16 protein-coding genes are annotated in these 18865 nt (G+C 51.6%); 1 reads left to right on the forward strand and 15 read right to left on the reverse strand.

The window, feature by feature from the left end:
* Nucleotides 1-493: 493 nt before the first annotated feature.
* From ligA to galU, 8 genes are all read right to left on the reverse strand, one after another.
* Entirely contained in the window at nt 494-2506 is a 2013-nt protein-coding gene (gene ligA / locus WKI47_RS13985) for an NAD-dependent DNA ligase LigA (protein WP_340227763.1), read from the reverse strand.
* A gap of 42 nt (nt 2507-2548) precedes the next feature.
* On the reverse strand, nt 2549-4921 hold the full coding sequence (gene pcrA / locus WKI47_RS13990) for a DNA helicase PcrA (RefSeq protein ID WP_340227764.1): 2373 nt from the start codon (nt 4919-4921) through the stop codon (nt 2549-2551).
* Between the two features lie 444 nt (nt 4922-5365).
* The gene (locus WKI47_RS13995) at nt 5366-6061 is read right to left on the reverse strand and encodes a heptaprenylglyceryl phosphate synthase (RefSeq protein WP_340227765.1); all 696 of its coding nucleotides are present in this window, start codon (nt 6059-6061) and stop codon (nt 5366-5368) included.
* Nucleotides 6062-6592: 531 nt separating this feature from the next.
* A complete protein-coding gene (locus WKI47_RS14000) occupies nt 6593-7858 on the reverse strand; it encodes an ArnT family glycosyltransferase (protein WP_340227766.1) in 1266 nt (421 codons plus the stop codon).
* Nucleotide 7859: 1 nt separating this feature from the next.
* The gene (locus WKI47_RS14005) at nt 7860-8420 is read right to left on the reverse strand and encodes a GtrA family protein (protein ID WP_340227767.1); all 561 of its coding nucleotides are present in this window, start codon (nt 8418-8420) and stop codon (nt 7860-7862) included.
* On the reverse strand, nt 8404-8796 hold the full coding sequence (locus WKI47_RS14010) for a DUF2304 domain-containing protein (protein WP_340227768.1): 393 nt from the start codon (nt 8794-8796) through the stop codon (nt 8404-8406). Before WKI47_RS14010 ends, WKI47_RS14005 begins: the two co-directional genes overlap by 17 nt.
* Nucleotides 8793-9509 (reverse strand): glycosyltransferase family 2 protein, encoded by a 717-nt coding sequence (locus tag WKI47_RS14015; RefSeq protein ID WP_340227769.1) that lies wholly within the window; start codon nt 9507-9509, stop codon nt 8793-8795. Before WKI47_RS14015 ends, WKI47_RS14010 begins: the two co-directional genes overlap by 4 nt.
* 64 nt (nt 9510-9573) lie before the next feature.
* On the reverse strand, nt 9574-10470 hold the full coding sequence (galU, locus tag WKI47_RS14020; protein WP_340227770.1) for a UTP--glucose-1-phosphate uridylyltransferase GalU: 897 nt from the start codon (nt 10468-10470) through the stop codon (nt 9574-9576).
* A 332-nt stretch (nt 10471-10802) separates the two neighbouring features.
* Here galU and mraY point away from each other — a divergent pair, with 332 nt between their 5' ends.
* Entirely contained in the window at nt 10803-11756 is a 954-nt protein-coding gene (gene mraY, locus WKI47_RS14025; RefSeq protein ID WP_340227771.1) for a phospho-N-acetylmuramoyl-pentapeptide-transferase, read from the forward strand.
* A gap of 291 nt (nt 11757-12047) precedes the next feature.
* Here mraY and WKI47_RS14030 read toward each other — a convergent pair whose 3' ends face one another.
* The 7 genes from WKI47_RS14030 to WKI47_RS14060 all read right to left on the reverse strand — a co-directional run bounded on the left by WKI47_RS14030 (nt 12048) and on the right by WKI47_RS14060 (nt 18701).
* Nucleotides 12048-13454, reverse strand: coding sequence for an undecaprenyl-phosphate glucose phosphotransferase (locus WKI47_RS14030; protein ID WP_340227772.1), 1407 nt, complete (start codon nt 13452-13454; stop codon nt 12048-12050).
* Nucleotides 13427-14380: a glycosyltransferase family 2 protein gene (locus tag WKI47_RS14035; protein WP_340227773.1), complete on the reverse strand. Its 954-nt coding sequence runs from the start codon at nt 14378-14380 to the stop codon at nt 13427-13429. The genes WKI47_RS14030 and WKI47_RS14035 overlap by 28 nt, the downstream gene beginning before the upstream one ends.
* 146 nt (nt 14381-14526) lie before the next feature.
* On the reverse strand, nt 14527-15453 hold the full coding sequence (locus WKI47_RS14040) for a glycosyltransferase family 2 protein (protein WP_340227774.1): 927 nt from the start codon (nt 15451-15453) through the stop codon (nt 14527-14529).
* Nucleotides 15454-15467: 14 nt separating this feature from the next.
* Nucleotides 15468-16313, reverse strand: coding sequence for a dTDP-4-dehydrorhamnose reductase (rfbD, locus tag WKI47_RS14045; protein WP_340227775.1), 846 nt, complete (start codon nt 16311-16313; stop codon nt 15468-15470).
* Nucleotides 16313-17332, reverse strand: coding sequence for a dTDP-glucose 4,6-dehydratase (rfbB, locus tag WKI47_RS14050; protein ID WP_340227776.1), 1020 nt, complete (start codon nt 17330-17332; stop codon nt 16313-16315). The genes rfbD and rfbB overlap by 1 nt, the downstream gene beginning before the upstream one ends.
* Before the next feature lie 58 nt (nt 17333-17390).
* The gene (gene rfbC, locus WKI47_RS14055; RefSeq protein ID WP_340227777.1) at nt 17391-17939 is read right to left on the reverse strand and encodes a dTDP-4-dehydrorhamnose 3,5-epimerase; all 549 of its coding nucleotides are present in this window, start codon (nt 17937-17939) and stop codon (nt 17391-17393) included.
* A gap of 18 nt (nt 17940-17957) precedes the next feature.
* Entirely contained in the window at nt 17958-18701 is a 744-nt protein-coding gene (locus WKI47_RS14060; RefSeq protein ID WP_340227778.1) for a sugar phosphate nucleotidyltransferase, read from the reverse strand.
* Nucleotides 18702-18865: the final 164 nt, after the last annotated feature.

Raw genomic sequence — 18865 nt, forward strand, 5'->3', positions numbered from 1 at the left:
CTCAAGAATCTTTATTCTCACGATGATCTTCATCATCGCGACTCACTCACTGTTCAGTTTTCAAAGAACTTACGGCCGACAACTTGTTTGCCGAACGTTTTATATCTTATCATCTGCCTTCTTCTTTGTCAATACCTATTTTTCAGATTTCATAACCTGATGTTTTTCGGTGTTGAGTGTTTGTCAGAAGCGACAAGAAATATCTTATCATTTAGGTAGACATAAAGCAAGGTTTTTCTTCAGTTATTTTCAAATAAAGAAAAAAAGCCGGTTGCCCAGCTTTTTTCTTCGATCGACCCCTTTCCAGTAATTGAATGGTCCTGACCCCAATTTGAAATACAAACGATCGGTTTGCACTTAAGAATATGATGCTGTCATCGAATAAATCTAGTACCATGACCGCTTACGATGTTAGATTACGCCCCTCGAAAACACGCTTGAACCGTGCGTGTTTCCGATGAACGTAAACTTTAAATTTAATGCGGTCAAGGTACTAGCTATTCAATAAACGAATCAATTCATCTTCATCTTCAATAACCTCGATGCCTAATTCTTGCGCTTTGGTCAGTTTGCTGCCCGCTTTCTCTCCCGCAATAACAATGTCCGTTTTTTTCGAAACGCTACCTGTCACTTTTGCGCCGAGTGCTTCCAGCTTCTCTGCCGCTTCGTCTCTGGTGAGCTGGTGTAGCGTTCCCGTCAACACAACCGTTTTACCGCTAAAATAAGAATCCTGCTTAACCTCTACGGGTTCTGCGGGAACAGTCGGTTGCACGCCGAGCTGGCGCATCTTCTCTACGCCTGCACGCATAAACGGATCATTGAAGAAGTTCACGATACTTTCCGCGACGATTCCGCCTACATCGGGAAGCTCAACCAACTCTTCCACCGTGGCATTCATCACCTTATCCAAATCCCGGTAATGCTCCGCCAACATCTTGGTCGTCGACTTGCCGGTATTCGAAATCCCCAAAGCAAACAGGAACGAAGCCAGGTCGCGCGTTTTGCTTTGTTCCAGTGCTTCAAGCAGATTGCTGGCTTTACGTTCGCCGAACCGCTCCAGTTTAACCAAGGATTCGTGTTCCAGCTCATATAGCTCGGCAGGCTCGCGAAGATCGAGTTCTTCATAGAGCTGCGTAGCCGTTTTGATGCTGAAGGTCTCGATATCCATCGCGTCGCGCGAAGCGAAATGCGTAATGCGTCCGATCGCCTGCGGTTTGCAGGAGAGTCGGTTATCGCAGAACAAATGGGCGCCGCGTTGAACGAGAGGGAAACCGCAGGCCGGGCATTTTTCCGGATAAATGATTTCTTCGCCGTCACTCTCCTCGGTTACTTTGCCCAGGATCTCGGGGATAACGTCGTTCGAGCGGCGGATGAATACACGGCTGCCCAAAGCAAACTTCAGGTTTTTGCGCTCAATATCGCCGACGTTGTTGAGCGTGCAGTTTTTAACCGTGACGCCTGCCAGCTCCACGGCTTCCAGTCTTGCAATCGGCGTAATCTTGCCTGTGCGGCCGACTTCCCACGATACGGATTCCAAGACGGTCGTCGTTTCTTCCGCTTCGAACTTGTAGGCCACGGCCCAACGCGGGAATTTACCGGTATAGCCGAACGCGGAGCGCGTGCGCATATCGACAATCTTCACGACGGCTCCGTCGATTAGGTAATCCAACTCGCCGCGCCTTTTTTCGATATCATGCAGTTGCTCCATCACGTCCTCGAACTTGTCGAAGTACGAAACGTACGGATTGACCTTAAACTGATTTTCGCGCAAAAAATCCATCATCTCTAAATGGCTGGAAAACGTTTTGGCGTCGCTGTACCCGATATTATAGAAGAAAGCGTTCAGTTTGCGGCTGGCCGTTACTTTCGGATTCAAATTGCGCAAAGCGCCGGCAGCACCGTTCCGGGCGTTTTTCAACGGTTCGAGCGCGGTCTTGTTATAGGTTTCCAGTGCGGACAGGTTCATGATGCCTTCGCCCTGGACTTCGATCGTGCCGTCCTTGTAGGGAATAGACAGCGGAACGGAGCGGATGGTCTTGATCTGTTCCAAAATGCCCTCGCCTACCGTTCCGTTGCCGCGCGTCGCCGCCTGCACCAGTTTGCCGTCCGTGTACGTGAGGTTCAAGGTTAATCCGTCAAACTTAAGCTCCAGCGCATATTGCAGTTCCGGCAGCGGGTCTTCGGGATTTTTGGTGTTGTAATCGGTCCAAAGCTTCAAGGCGCGGGCGCTCCAGGTATTCAGTTCTTCTTCGTTTTGCGCTTTGTCGAGACTCCAGAGCGGAGCCAAGTGGCGATGCGGCAAAAAACCTTTCAACAATTCTCCGCCGACTCGCAGCGTAGGGGAATCCGGCAAAACCAGTCCGCTCTCCTGCTCAAGCTTGATCAACCGGTCATAAAGAACATCGTATTCCTTATCGCTGACCATGGGCTGATCCAACGTATAGTAATGATAGCTGTAGCGGTTGAGCTGCTCGACTAACTCTTCCATCTCGTGCATGGCGTCCATCGTTTTCCCCATCCTTTTCAACTTGGATTTTGATTGGCGCTGCTATTCCACTTTGGTGATTGGCGCGAATCCGGCCAGCAACCGCTTGATGCCGACAGGAGCTTTGAACGCGATGTTCAGCTCGGTGTCGTTACCGCTGCCTTTGATCGCTACGATCGTACCTTCGCCCCATTTGCCGTGCGCGACTTTGTCGCCGACTTGGAAAGCGCCGGTGTTGTTGGTGCTGCGTGCGGCTGCGGCGGGCTTTCCGCCTGCCGGCGTCACGGTCACACCCGAAGAACGAGGCGCGACGGACGGACGGCCCATTCCTGTCGGTGACGTGCTGACGCCCGGACGACTCGTACGACCGCCGCCGAAACCTCCGCCCGACGACGAAGAACTTCCTCCAAAGCCCCGGCCTCCGCCGCGCGAATTGCCGTAGCCTTTGTCCGGATCGCCGCCTCGACGGTAACGGTCCGGGTTGGTGCCGGTATCTTCGAGCAGTTCCGCGGGAATCTCTTGCAAAAAACGGGACGGCGGGTTGGCGGTCGTACGACCGAACAACGTCCGCATTTGCGCGCAGGAGAGGTAAAGCTGCTTTTCCGCGCGGGTGATGCCTACGTAGGCGAGACGGCGTTCCTCTTCCAGTTCGTCGTTATCCATAAACGCACGGCTGTGCGGAAAGACGCCTTCCTCCATGCCGATGATAAACACGACAGGGAATTCCAAGCCTTTGGCGCTGTGCATGGTCATCAGGATCACGGCATCTTCGGCGACTTCATCCTTTTTATCCCCCATGGAGTCGATGTCCGCAATCAACGCAAGGTCGGTCAGGAAAGTAACCAGCGACTTGTCTTCGGTACGGGCTTCGAACTCCAGCGTAACGGACAGGAATTCGTCGATATTTTCTACGCGTGCTTTGGATTCGAGCGTGTTTTCTTTATGAAGTTCGACCCGGTATTGGCTAAGCTCCAGAATCTTCTCGGTCAGCTCGGTCACGGACAGGTAATCGACCATGCGATGCAGCGAGACGATCATATCGTAAAACTCGACCAGCGCGTTGCGCGTACGTCCGGCAAAGCCCAGATCGTCGACCACTTCGAGAATCTTGAACATGGAAACGCCGCGTTCCGCCGCTGCCGCCGCCAACTTCGCCACGCTCGTATCGCCGATTCCGCGCTTCGGAACGTTGATGACGCGCACCAGGCTGATATCGTCGTCCGGGTTGGAGAGCAGTTTGAGGTAAGCGAGCAGGTCTTTGATTTCTTTGCGATCGTAGAACTTGATGCCGCCGACGATCTGGTACGGAATATCCGATTTGATCAGCACTTCCTCGATTACCCGGGACTGGGCGTTGGTGCGGTAAAGGATAGCATGTTCTTTGTAATTCATTTTTTTCTTGATATTTTTATGGATCTCGCCGGTTACGAAGTACGCTTCGTCGTGCTCGGTGCTGCCGCGGAACACGCGAATGGTGGCTCCGCCTTCTTGGTCGGTCCACAGGTTTTTCGGTTTGCGTCCGGTGTTGCGCCCGATCACGCTGTTGGCCGCATTCAGGATATTCGCCGTGGAGCGGTAGTTTTGTTCGAGCAGGATCGTTTCGGCTTCCGGGTAGTCTTTTTCAAAGTTTAGGATGTTCGTGATATCGGCGCCGCGCCAACGATAGATGGACTGATCGCTGTCGCCCACGACGCAGATCTGGTGGTGCTTGTCGGCCAGCATGCGGCACAGCATATACTGCGCGCGGTTGGTATCCTGATATTCGTCGACATGGATATAGCGGAATTTTTTCTGGTAAAAGTCAAGCACTTCCGGCACTTCGTCGAACAATTCGATCGTTTTCATGATGAGATCGTCGAAATCGAGCGAGTTGTTGCTGCGCAGGCGCTTTTGATACATGACGTAGACTTTAGCCGCGATGGACTCCATAAAGTCTCCGCCTGCTTTTTGCTCGTACATTTTCGGCGTAATCAGTTCGTTTTTCGCGGCGCTGATCAGGGCTTGCACGGCTTTCGGCTCGAATTTTTTCGTGTCGAGGTTCAGGTCTTTCATGCAGTTACGGATGACCGAAAGCTGATCGCCGGAATCGAGGATCGAGAAGCTGGACGAAAATCCGATCCGTTCGATATCGCGGCGCAGGATGCGCACGCACATGGAGTGGAACGTGGAGACCCAGATTTCTTTGCCTTCGGGGCCGACGAGCGCGGAGACCCGTTCTTGCATCTCGCGCGCGGCTTTGTTGGTAAAGGTGATCGCCAAAATACCCCACGGTGCCGTTTTTTTGGCTTGGATCAGGTGGGCGATCCGGTGCGTGAGCACGCGGGTCTTGCCACTGCCCGCGCCGGCCATGATGAGCAGCGGGCCTTCGGTTTTGAGCGCGGCTTTGCGTTGTTGCGGGTTGAGGCGGGATATGGATTCGTCAAGGTTAAAAGACATGGTGAGTGGTGCTCCTTTCGTGCGCTTAGAGACGCTTCGGGAGGCAGGGGCCTTACGATCGCTGTTGCCGTTCATTTTCCTGATTGGAATTTGTATAAGGGGGACAATGAACGGCAAAGGCGAACGCGTTGCTTCTTCAGGCTCCCTGCCTCCCTCCGCTTCTGCGCGCATGGTGTTTGTTAGGGAAAAAGGCATAAGGAATGCGCTTGCTGGCGCATTCCGGGATTTGGTTTTAGGGACGGGACTTCTTGCAGGAAGTCCGGGTGGGCCGGAGGCGAACGCGGGTTGCGTTCTGTCCGGCCAAAGGATTCTTAAGGCGGCAAGCTCATACTTCTCCAACCGCGCGTCACTGAGCGGTGCGAATAAGCGATTAATAAATGATCGTTAGAAAGAAGTGATCCGATAATTGGCGATCAAAAGCTTCTACTTAACACCGAGTCATACTTAATCGGCGTCGCGGACGCCGCGGACGGTGTCGAGGGCGGAGGTTAGATCGTCATAGACGATATTGCCTACGACTACGACATGTGCTGCGCTTGCGGCGGCGCGGGCGGTCTCGTAGTCGCGGACGCCGCCGCCGTAGAAGACGGTCGCTTCGTCGGTGACGCGTCGGACTTCGCGGACAAGATCGAGGTCGCCGTATGTACCGCTGTATTCGACGTATACAATCGGAAGGCGCATGAGCTTGTCGGCCATCCGGGCGCAAGCTGCTGCACCGCCAGCGTCGATATTGGAATCGGCACCGGTTAAGCGAGCGACGGTCGAGTCGGGATTGAGTACGATGTAGCCTTCCGTGGCAACCATATCCCACGGGATGATCTCGCCGTAGCTTTCAAGGCCGGAGCGATGATGTCCGGTGATCCATTCCGATTGATCAGTATTCAGGATCATCGGGATCAGGTAGAGATCGAAACCGGGCACTACGGAATCCAGCGTCGAAACTTCCTGTGCGCACGGCAGCTCGTAACGTCGAATGCGTGACATCAAATCTACGGTATTCTCATAGGTTACGCCGCTCGATCCCCCGACCAGAATCGCATCGCTACCCGACAAGCATATCGCTTCCAACTCTTCGTCGGACAACTCGCGATCCGGGTCAAGCTTGAACACGTGTCTCCACGTCTTGAATATCTGACTCACTTTGACTCCTCCATCCGCCTTGTTCACCTGCTAAAGCGTTGACCAATTCGAAACCGAAGTTGCGGCTGGTACCTTGTCTCGGATTAACGAAGGGTTGGGTCCGTCTGAACCGCAAACCTTCTATAACAAAGCGAGACAAGCTACTACGGAAGTGTCAAACGTAATGCCCTTTTAGGCTTTGAGCAGGCTGTTCCAACATAAGTCTATGCTACGTATAAGGCGGTGTCAATTTTTTGTTCGTATGTAATACGAACACGGCGGAACAGGTTCATTTCGACGTGCTTCGGATGTAATGCGAACACGGCGGAATGCAGCAAACAAACTGAATAAAAGCCACTCCCAAAAGGAGCGGCTGCGACTTCGTGCATAGATTTAGTGCATAAAAAGAGGTCCGATTCGAAATTAAGCAAAACAGCGGAGGGAGAAATTCAGTTTAAAACGCCTTTGAACTCGGAAAACAAGCTACTTAAATTCCAATCCCGTTTGCCGAGTGAGACAGCGTTTTGAACGAATTCCTCCCGCAGCACGCCTTTACGAATAGGATCTTCTCGCTTTTCGCGCTTCAAGCCGATCAATCACCCCAACTACAACAGGCGCCATAAACAGCACGAACAAAAACAGATTCGGATACCCGTATCTCGGAATCGCGATAAAAGGCACGTAAATCAGCGTGAAATAGGATAGTACCGCAAGCGGCGCATAAGCACCGCTCCGTTTTCTTTTCAAAGCCAGCCAAATGCCGTACAGTCCCATCAGCACATACGCCGCATGCACAGGAAAGTAATGCGCCCATGTCATACCGAAAATCGGACGTTCCCAGTACGCGATGCCGTACAGGCCGCCGAATTTGCCAAATGTGTAAAACGCGGCGTATTTCAAAGGCTCGTGCGTGAATCCGTAAGCGATCATTCGCCCTGCCGCCTGCGCGAGATCGTCGTCGGAACCTTGCATCACGTCGCCGTCGTATTCCGGATACTTCTCGTAAAATCCGTCCGGCACTTGTCCGAAAGCGGTCGAGCCCAAGATCAAAGGACTGCCCGCCGCCTCCGTGAACGGAATGAATCGGCCGAACACCTCGTAATTCCGTATCCACCAAGGCGACATCAAAAGCGCGAAAACGCCGAGAATCACAAAGGTGTAGGCGAACATCTTTTTAAAAGAATAACGACGGGCCAGCCAAAACAATCCGGGTACGAGCGGCAGCAGGGCGGCGTGCGGTTTGAAGTAACACAGCGCTGTCCAGAAAACCGCGAACATCGCCCACCGTCCACTGCTTGGCTGATCGAGCGCATGCAGAAGGCAACAGACAGTCAACATAAGGCACAGACGGAACGCCGACTCGGTCAAAATCGAAGCGGAGATAAAATAGTCGGGCAGGTATAAAGCAAGTAAAACAGCCGCTGTCATCGATATCCGGGTATTTTGGAATACGCGGCGTGCCAGAATGAACATCAAGTAAATGCCGAACGCTTGAAACGCTCCTTGCAAAATACGCAGCAGCGCAATGCCGCCTTCGTCGCCTGCCAGCCATTTGACGCCCGCTAATAACAGAGGAAACACAGGCATGATAAAGGTAGAAGGCTCGCCGCCGGTATTGTAAGCCAGCACGCCGGTCTCCAGCAGAACGTCGGCAGTCTGCACGTATTTGACGTCGTCATCGTTCATTTTTTCATAAGAGCCAAGCAGCAGACGGTCCCCGTATCCGAGCGAGATAGCGCAGCTTGCGAGAAAAACGGACAGGCAGAGAAGAAGCAGCCTTGTGCGCGTTTGACGGGTTTCTTCTTTTAACGAAAACAAATTATCGGCCCTCCCGTTTTGGCGTTCGGAACGCCCAAGCTTTGTTTAGGATGAAGTTGTGTATCGGAACGAGTACGATCGAGGTAATTTGGCCGTAACCGTACCACCAATGGAATACGCGGTCGAACAAAAACAAAACGAGCAGATTCAGCAGAAGCCCCGCGCAAGAAACGACGGTGTATTTGACCAGCGCCGATGCGGAGCGTTCGCTTTTTCGGAAAGTCCAGCGCGAGTTTGCCATATAAGAGAACAGCAACGAAAAAACGAAGCCCAGCGTCGAACCGACCAACGGATCGCCGTGGCCTTTTTCCACATAGATGAATAAGGTTCCGGTCTGAAGCAATGTGCCAAACACGCCGATGACTCCGTATTTGAAGAAATCGACCAGATTGTTCCGAATGATCGGGGGCAGAAGATTCAGCAGCCGGTCGCGAAAAGTCGGAGAAGAAGTTCGGCGTGCGGAAAACCCGTCGTTCGACGTTCCGACAGATTCGGTACGATCGTCGAACTTTTGGACAGAAGAGCTTTTTGGCAACGTTGGCCCTTTATCGCGGATCGTCATAAACATCTCCTTCCGCCTGCTTGATTCGCTGCTGCATTTCCGTCATTTTATGCTGCATCAATCCTACTTCCTGCGTTAATGTCCGAAGCTTGCGGGAATGATTGGATAACGAAACGGTCAGGCTGTAAAGGGTCAGGAAGATGGCAGACACGGCGAGCAGGAACACGGCATTGACCGGAACCTCGATCCCCATAACGCGCGCGATGAAAAAGAAGATTTGCGGAAAGATCGAGACGATCACGCCGGCTGCGCTGAAAAAGATCCACACTAACGCATATTTGAGTTCCAGTTTGTAACGGCGCGTACGGTTGATAAAAACGAATAGCACGACAAGGCTGAACGCGATCAACAGCAATTGCAGTTTTAGCGTGATCATGAGTGCCTCACCCCGGTTCCGCGCAAAGCGTCGATCAGAATGGCCAGCGAAACTTTTACCATATAATAGACGGAACGCAAATGATGAATAGACGAATGGCCGCCGGTGCGCTCGGACATTTGCACAGGAACTTCGACAGCCCGTCCTCCCGAACGCAACACATGCACGATCGACTCCGGTTCCGGATAATCGGTGGGGTACTGGTCGGCGAACATGTGCATGATCCGGCGATTGACCGCGCGAAAGCCCGAAGTCGGATCGGTGACGGTCTGACCTGTAATCAAACGAATCAGACGGCTGAAGTAACGGATACCGGCGCGGCGCAAAGCGGTTGATTGGAAACCCTGCTTTTCGATGTAGCGCGAACCGATAACCAGATCAGCCGTGTCGGCCAGCAGCGGAGCAATCAGAGCCGGAACGAATTCCGCGCGGTGCTGGCCGTCGCCGTCGAATTGAATCGCGATATCGTAACCGTTGGCATACGCGTATTTGTACCCGGTCTGCACGGCGCCTCCGATTCCGAGATTACAGGGCAGCGTAACGATCCGGGCGCCGACACTCGCACATACTTCAGCCGTATCGTCGGTCGATCCGTCGTTCACGACAAGCGCTTCAAGTCCCTGCTCTCGCAAGGAAAGGAGCAAGGAGCCGATATTATCGCGTTCGTTGAACGCGGGGATGATCAGTAACACTTTGGGATTGGACGGCACCATGGGGTTCTCCTTTTCTGAACAGATCAAAACCCGGCCGTCGGCCGGGCTTGATGTTGTCGTTATTTTAGCGCTTTTCTTCGGTTTCGGCCAGCGCCTTCTTCATATATTCGATCAACGGCTCGCGCATCTCGTCGTTTTGCAGCGCGTAGTGGATGGTCGTCTCGATAAAGCCGATTTTGACCCCTACGTCGTGACGCTGTCCTTCGAAGTTGTAAGCGAGCACGTCCTGCTTTTGGCCAAGTGTGGCGATCGCGTCGGTCAGTTGGATCTCGCCGCCCGCTCCGGTCGGCTGATTCTCCAAAATATCGAAAATCTCCGGCGTCAGGATATAGCGGCCCATGATCGCGAGATTGGACGGCGCGTCTTCCTGCTTCGGCTTTTCGACAAGACCGTTGGCTTTGAACGTACGCTCCTCGCCTTCGATGCTTTCGCTGTCTACGATCCCGTAGCGGAACACGTCTTCCCACGGTACTTCCTGCACGCCTACAACGGAAGCCTGGTGTTTATCGAACACGTCGAGCATTTGCTTCAGACACGGCGTATCGGACTCGACAATATCGTCACCGAGCAGTACGGCAAAAGGTTCGTCGCCAATGAATTTGCGTGCGCACCAGATGGCGTGGCCGAGGCCTTTCGGTTCTTTTTGACGGATGTAGTGGATATCGGCCATGTTGGCGGCGTTGCGAACTTCTTCGAGCATTTCCCACTTTTCGTTTTCTTCCAGGTTGTGTTCCAGCTCGAAAGAGGTATCGAAGTGATCTTCAATCGCGCGTTTTTCTTTGCCCGTTACGATGATGATATCTTCAATGCCCGACTTCACGGCTTCTTCCACGATATATTGAATGGTTGGTTTATCGACGATCGGCAGCATTTCTTTCGGCATCGCCTTGGTGGCGGGCAGAAAACGTGTGCCGAGACCGGCAGCCGGAATGATTGCTTTGCGGATTTTTTGTGTATTCATGTAAATAGTTCCTCCTAAAATAATATGGGTTCGAGTTATGTAGGTTAACGTTAACCCTCCGCGTCCGCCCTGCCTCTTTTTTTGGAAACGAAAACAGCTCTTCGAGCCTGCTTGGTACGTTCTCATTTTATCTTGTCAAAGCGGAAAAAGCCAAATTCTGCTGGGCTTCTCTTGTGGCGGACGTACAAATTGCTTAAAATAAGGGAGTTACATAACCTTTACGTCTACTATTAACCTATATAACACCTTGTCAAATCTTAAATAGAGGCTTACGTTGACAAGTGGATAGCCGCTTCAAAATCCGAAATGCCGATTGGAGAATATGTAAACCCATGAACTTTTACACGTTGATTGCCGCTGCTCTTTCGTTTGTCCTTGTTGCGTTGTTCGCGCCGGTCTGGATTCGCACGCTGCGCCGTATCGGTTGGTTGCAGCCGATTCGTAAAGAATTGCCACCGGACCACCAAGCTAAAAAAGGTACGCCGCTGATGGCGGGTATGGTGTTTATGATCGGGGTACTCGTTGCGCTGATCGCCCAGCCTACGCCGCTGATGTGGTTGATGGCCGCTACGTTTATCCTGTTCGGAATCGTGGGCTTTAGCGATGACTTCAAAAAAGCTGCTTTTCAGGACCCGCAGGGAATTTCCGGCAAAGCCAAGTTGGTCATGCAGTTTGCGTTTACCATTACGGTGCTGTTGATTGCGATGAACAGCTTCGGCGTCGATCCGACGATCGCGTTCCCAGGCGGTTTTGTCTGGGTGCTTCCGTCGGCGGTGTATTTTATCATCATGCTGCTGTTTATCGTCGGTTCTGCCAATGCGATTAACTTTACGGACGGTCTGGACGGTCTGCTGATTATTGTCGCGATTCCGACGTACTTGTTCTTCTTCGTGATCTCGGACGAGCCGGCGATTAAGCTGTTCTCGCTCGTGATGGTCGGTGCGCTGCTGGGACTGTTCCTGTATAACAAGTATCCCGCTAAAGCGTTTATGGGGGATACGGGATCGCTGGCGATCGGCGGTTCGTTGTCGCTGATGGCCGTGATCGAGAAAGTCGAGATTTTGGTGCCGTTGCTGTTTATCATTTATTTCGCGGAGCAATTCTCGGTTATTATTCAGGTAGCTTACTACAAACGGACGAAAAAACGGATCTTCCGCATGACGCCGATTCATTATCACTACAGCTTGAAATATGGGTGGAATGAAAGAAAGATTGTGGCGGTGTTCGGGAATGTGTCGTGGATCGGGGCGTTTGTGAGTTGGTTGATCTGGTATTTGTGGATGTAAAAAAAAGGCCGTCTCGCTTGTGAGACGGCCTTTTAAATTGTCGCGAAAGTCCGTTCGGCGCGGGAAACGAAAAGACTGCGAAAAAAATTCGTTCCGGTCGCGTGTTGAACTTGGGAAGCCGGATTGAAATTGTATAAGGAGGCTTCCCAAGTTCAAAGGCGAACACTCCGTTCCTGCACTGAATTTCTTTCTCCGTCTTCTCGTTTCCAGCCACGTTAGACTTTCTCGACAAAAAAGGCCGTCTTCCAAAGAGGCGGCCTTTTTTGTATGTTGGTGTATCGGAAGCTTGGATCAGTAGGCATTTTTGTCGGTGAACATTTTGTAGATGGTGATGAAGACCAGGCGCACGTCGAAAAGGAAGGTCCAGTTTTCGATGTAGAACAGGTCGTATTCGATGCGTTTCTCGATGGAGGTGTCTCCACGGAGGCCGGCGCATTGGGCGTAGCCGGTGATGCCGGGGAGGACGTGGTGCTTGAGCATATAGTTCGGGACCTGGTCGCGGAACAGCTCTACATAATGCGGGCGTTCAGGACGCGGGCCGACCACGCTCATTTGGCCTAGCAAGACGTTGAAAAATTGCGGAAGTTCGTCCAAACTGGTGCGGCGGATGAACGTTCCGAACTTGGTGCGTCTCGGATCGTTTTCCGTCGTCCAGCCGGTGTCTTCGTCTTCGGCGACTTGGGCGCGCATGGAGCGGAATTTATACATCTGGAAGTGTCTGCGGTTGAAGCCGACTCGTTCCTGTTTGAAAATGATCGGGCCCGGCGAAGTCATTTTGACGCCGATGGCTACGGCTAAAAGGATCGGAGACGTTACAATCAGCGCAAATGTCGCAAACACGATATCGAACAGTCTTTTGAAAAAACGGTTAGCAGCTAGGTCCAAAGGAACTTCGCGCACGTTGATCAGCGGCATGCCCGCAAAGTTATCGAATACGGGGCGTGTCGGCAGGAAATCATAGTAGTCCGGAACGATCATCGTATGTACGCCGGCTTGCTCGCAGATTGCCATCAGCTTCGGGTATTTGTCCGATTCGCCGTAAGGCAACGCCAAAATGACCTCATCAATAATTCGGAATCGATCAAGCGTCGCGCGCAAGTCGCTAAGCTTGCCGAGTACTTCGGGATACTCAGTCTCTCCTTTTTTCCAATTCAACTCGTCATCCAGAAAACCGACGACCTCATAGCCGAGCTCCGGATAATGCTGCATATTCAGATGAAAACGCCGACCGAGCGCACCTGCGCCGATGATGAGCATAAACTGCTTGTTGTAGCCTTTTCGACGCAACGTGCGAAGAATTTGTTTGACTCCATAGCGATATAACACAAGCAAGATGACGCTAAGCGCCATATATAGGAACAAATAAGAACGCGAAATATTGATTTCTTTGGCAAAGTACATCGCGCCCAGTAACAAGAAGAATCCGATAATATGCGTTTGTACGACTCGGATAAAATCGTCCGCGAACCGTTTGCGTCGCTTCGGCGAGTAAAGACCGCTAATGAGTCCGGTAAGCAACGCGATCGCGCCATATACCAAACTCCATACCAAATAATACTTGATCGGGATCGGATAGACGAATCCAAACAAGCCGCTTTCAAAACGCAGCCACCAAGCCAATAGGAAAGAGGCTTGAATGACTGCGAGATCGGCGACCATATAAACCTGGGTTAGAAATTGCTGATTTTTGCGGAGCATGCTTCACCTCGAACCGGCAAAGCCGGACTTTCTCCTCCGCCTGTCGGAGGGTCTTGCGTGTCTTTAACAGGACGCAACCGGTTGCGGATAAGAGTCATCGTAAACTTGACGCCGATTCCCGTATAAATGAACCCGTTCACCGGCCAAGCGTACTTTTCCCGGTAATGTTTGCGGTAAAACACGACCATCGCGCGATGGAATTCGTACAGCAGCTTCACCGGACGGCGTTTGCTGCTTGCGCCTTTGTAATGCAGGATGAACGTGCGCGGATAATAACGGATCGCCCAACCGGCCTGCTTGATGCGGTAGCACCAGTCGAGATCTTCGCCGTACATAAAAAAGTTCTCGTCCAGCATGCCGACTTCGCGGATCGCTTCGGAACGGACCAGCATGAACGCGCCGACCAGGCAGTCAACAGGATGCTCTTCGTCCGGGTCGAGGTAGCTGAGTTGGTACTGGTTGTACTTGGGCTTGTCCGGGAACATTTTGGAGAAGCCGAACATGTAATAGAAGGAAGCCGAAGGCGTCGGCAGTCCGCGTTTGCAGGTTTTATCCAATGTGCCGTCTGCCAGCAAAACTTTGCAACCCGAAGCGCCTACTTGCGGATTTTCATCCATGTAGGCAACCATCGTTTGCAGCGTGTCCGGTTGGATGACGGTATCGGAGTTGAGCAGCAGCACGTAACGGCCTTTCGCGATCCGCATCCCCTGGTTATTCGCTTTGGCAAAGCCGACGTTGTCGTGATTGGCGATCATCTTCACCGAAGGGAAGGTAGCGGAAAGAACATCGACCGAGTTATCGGACGAGTTGTTATCGATCAGAATGATCTCGTATGTGTACCGGGTTTGCGACGCAAACACCGAATGGATACAGTCCATCGTCAGCTGGCACGTATTATAGTTAAGAATCAGTATACTTACGTCCATGATTTAAGTACGCTCCTGACAATATTGATAGTGGAAAAACGGAAATGACATGCAAAGAGAAAGATCTCTGCATTCCTCTTTACAGAGTAACACAGAGATCGATGGAATGGAACTTTGGATTCGATTCAGGAAAGACTTGGAATTCATTAAATATAGCCGATTAAAACCAATACGCGAAACAGAAGGTTTTCCAGTTTCGACTGCCGGTAGAGCTTGGAATGCTTGAGGTAGCGTATACGTTGCATCACGGTTGTTCTAGGTTCGATGAAAGCTTCAAGCTGACCGAGCTTTTCGGCATCATACAGTTCGCCCGCGTACAACCGATGGAACTCGCGTGCCTGCGCAACCAGCTTATGCGTGCCTCTATGTTTGCGGAAGCTCGCCCATTTCTTTTTCAACTTGGCGATTTTCGAGACTTCGCCACCGACCGCGTTGCCGCCGTGCTGCCGATAAAGAATTGAAGGTTCGGGATCGTACAGCACTTCGCCGAAAGCGGAAACGCAGAGATAGAACCACCAATCGTGCATAAGCACATGGCTCATATGAGGCATGCGGCGGCGGATCAATTGCAGCGCGGCACGGTTGAAAGTGACGGTAGCGCCGACGGCGATGTTTTGCACAAGCGCATTGTAAAAAGAAGGACTTTTTAGCGGCTTGTCGGGCCATAACCCCAATAGGTTCAAATCGTTGTCGGCAAGCTGCGTAGACGTAAAGACCATCGCCGGAATGCCCGGATCGACTGTATCCAAGCTTTGGATCGCCCGTTCCATTTTTCGAGGCAAGCACACGTCGTCCTGATCGCAAAAGCTAAAGTAATCCGCAGATTCGTCGGCTTGACGGATCAATTCAAAAAAACTGGGAATGACTCCGATATTAGCTCCTTTTTCCCAAACGATATGTTCCGAAAATTCGGTTTGCCGGGCTTCAACAACCTCTAACGTTCGGTCGGACGAACCGTCGTCGCGAAGCCGAATGTTCCATGCTTCATGCGTCTGCGAAATCAGGCTATTCAATTGTTCCATGATGTACGCTTCCCCGTTATACGAGGACAGCAAAACTTCGATTTTTTTCACATTTCACCCTGACCTTACTGCTTTACCTCGGCCAAAAACCGCTCCAGTCCGTCCCGCCAATGCGGCAGGTCTTCGAAATCGTTGGCCCGAATCGCCGAATGGTCCATGACCGAATAAGCGGGACGCTTGGCGGGACGCGGAAACTGCTCAGTCTTGACCGGCAGCACGTTTACTTGCAAACCCGCATTTTGAAAAATGGTTTGCGCGAATTCATGCCACGAACAGTGACCGGAGTTGGACGCATGGTAAATGCCGTATTTTTCCGTTCGGATCAATTGTAACAAAAAGCGGCCCAGATCCACAGTATACGTAGGCGAGCCGATCTGGTCGTGCACGACGCTCAGGCTGTCTTTTTCCGCGCCCAGCTTCAGCATCGTTTTGACGAAGTTGCCACCGTATTGTCCGTACACCCACGAAGTTCTGACGATATAGTAACGGGAGTTTAGCGTTTGCGCCAATACTTCGCCTGCCCGCTTGCTTTCCCCGTAAACGGTTTGCGGAGCTGTGTTGTCGTATTCGCGGTAAGGACGATCGGCGTTGCCATCGAACACGTAATCCGTGCTGATGTAGACCAGTTTCGCTCCGGCTTTTTCCGCGGCGACGGCGATATTGCGCGTACCCGACGCATTCACCCGGTACGCGCCGTCCACGTCTTCTTCTGCCGCATCCACCGCGGTATAAGCGGCGCAGTGGATAATGGCTTCCGGAACATATTCGCCGATCACCCGCTCGCACTGCTGCTGATCGGCGATATCCAATTCTGCGCGAGTGCAGCCTTTGACTTCATGCCCCGCTTGTTCGAAAATTCGTACGACGTCCTGTCCCAATTGCCCGGAAGCCCCGGTAACGAGAATCTTCATTATGCTTGTTCCAATCGGTTTCCGTATTGCTTGGCATAATACTGCTCGTATTCGCCGGATTGGATACGCGTCCACCACTCCTTGTTGGACAGATACCAGGAGATCGTTTCGCGGATGCCGGTTTCGAAGTTATGCTTGGGCGCCCATCCCAGCTCGTTCGTGATTTTCGTCGGGTCGATACCGTAGCGGCGGTCATGGCCCGGGCGATCCTGAACATACGCGATCAGCGATTCCGGCTTGCCGAGCTGCTCCAGAATCGTGCGGATGATATGGATATTGGTGCGTTCGTTGTTGCCTCCGATATTGTAGACTTCGCCGTTCACGCCTTCGTGAATGACCAAGTCGATCGCGCTGCAATGGTCTTCCACATACAGCCAGTCGCGAATGTTCAATCCATCTCCGTAGACCGGAAGAGGCTGATCGTTCAGCGCTTTGGAAATGATGAGCGGAATCAGCTTCTCCGGGAATTGGTATGGACCGTAGTTATTCGAGCAACGCGTGATATTCACCGGCAATCCGAATGTCTCGTGATAAGCGCGGACGAGCAGATCGCCGCCCGCTTTGGAAGCGGAATACGGACTGTTGGGCGTCAGCGGCGTTTCTTCCGTGAACAATCCGGTCTCGCCGAGCGTGCCGTACACTTCGTCGGTCGATACCTGAACGAATTTCGTAATGTTGTGCTTTTTGGCCGCATCGAGCAGGATTTGGGTGCCGAGCACGTTCGTTTTCACGAAAATCTCCGGTTCGAGAATGCTGCGGTCCACATGCGATTCGGCAGCGAAATTGACGACGATATCGACGCCTTGACCGATCAGCTCGTCCATTTTGGCCGCATCGCAGATATCGGCTTTGACGAAAGTATGATTGGGATTTTGTTCGATCGCTTTGAGGTTTTCCAGATTGCCTGCGTAGGTCAAAGCATCCACATTGACGATTTCGTAGTCGGGGTGCTGCCGAAGCATATACAGAACGAAGTTGCTACCGATAAAACCGGCTCCGCCGGTGACGAGAAGTTTCATAAGGTTAATTGCCTCCTGTTTTCGTATAAAAAGCTCTCCTTGCGGAGAGCTTTTGCGATTATTCGAAGTTCAGTTCCGCGTCTTGAAGTAGCGGATGCTTTTGGTCTTTTTCCGACAAAATCGGATTTGACGTCGGCCAGTCGATGCCGAGCGCCGGATCGTTCCAAAGGATTCCGCGATCGTGTTCGGGCGAGTAATACTCGTCGACTTTGTACATGACCTGGGTGTTGGGAACCAACGTGCAGAACCCGTGGGCGAAACCTTTGGGGACGAGCAGTTGGCGATGATTGAATTCGCTTAGGATAAAGCTTTGCCATTGACCGAAAGTCGGCGAACCGCGGCGCACGTCGACGATCACGTCGTAGATGGCGCCGGAGATCACGCGAAGCAGTTTGGTCTGGGCTTTGGGATTGAGTTGGTAGTGCAAGCCTCGGAGCACGCCGGGTTGCGCGGATAAGGATTGGTTGTCTTGAATAAAGTCGTATCGGATACCTGCTTCGTGCATAAGGGATTTGTTATAACTTTCCATGAAAAATCCGCGGTGGTCGCCGTGTACAACAGGTTCGATTATAGCTGCTTTATTCAATTTTAAAGGAGTTACTTTCATAATTAATCTTATCTCCTTTTAAAGTTTAAGTTTTCCGAATTCCTCACCGAATACTATACTCTGAGCCAGTTCGTTTGCCCGTGCAAGCGAAGAATGGGTTCCGGCATCGGTCCACCAACCTTTTAGTACATCGTAGGTCAGTTGGCCGTTGGCGATATAAGCATTGTTAACATCGGTAATTTCAAGTTCTCCGCGAGCCGAAGGCTTGAGTGTTTTGACGATATCGAATACGCTGCGATCAAACATGTAGATTCCGGTAACTGCATAGTTGCTTTTCGGATTTTGCGGTTTTTCTTCGATCGATACGATCTTATCACCGTCGATTTCCGGAACACCAAAGCGTTTGGGATCATGAACTTCTTGAATCAAAATTTTAGCTCCCAACATTTGAGTGCGGAAGTTCTCCACAAAAGGAGAAATATCGTTTTCGAAGACATTGTCTCCCAAAATGACGACCATTTGATCTTCGCCGACAAAATGCTCAGCTAGGATGAGCGCTTGCGCAATGCCACCGGCTTCATCTTGTACCTTATAAGTAAAAGATACTCCCATGTCCGAGCCGCTCCCCAGAAGGTTGACGACGTCTCCCATATGATCTTTGCCCGTTACGATTAGGATATCTTTGATTCCAGCCTGTTTCAGTTTGTAAACCGAATAAAAAATCATGGGATACTTACCTACAGGGAGTAAATGCTTATTTGTGACTTTTGTCAACGGAAATAAACGTGTACCTGTTCCCCCTGCGAGAATAACGCCTTTCATAACAATCAACTCCAATTGTAGTATATGTAATTCAAATCTCCTAGATATCGTTGAAAATTAAGTTTTCGCTTCTCATTTGTACATTTCAACATAAGATCATTAAGCTTCAAATTTACAATATATGCTTGGGAACTTGGCAATAGTCATAATACTGTTTATTTTAA

Origin of the sequence: Saccharibacillus sacchari (assembly GCF_037722395.1) — a bacterium.
Lineage (GTDB): Bacteria > Bacillota > Bacilli > Paenibacillales > Paenibacillaceae > Saccharibacillus > Saccharibacillus sacchari_A.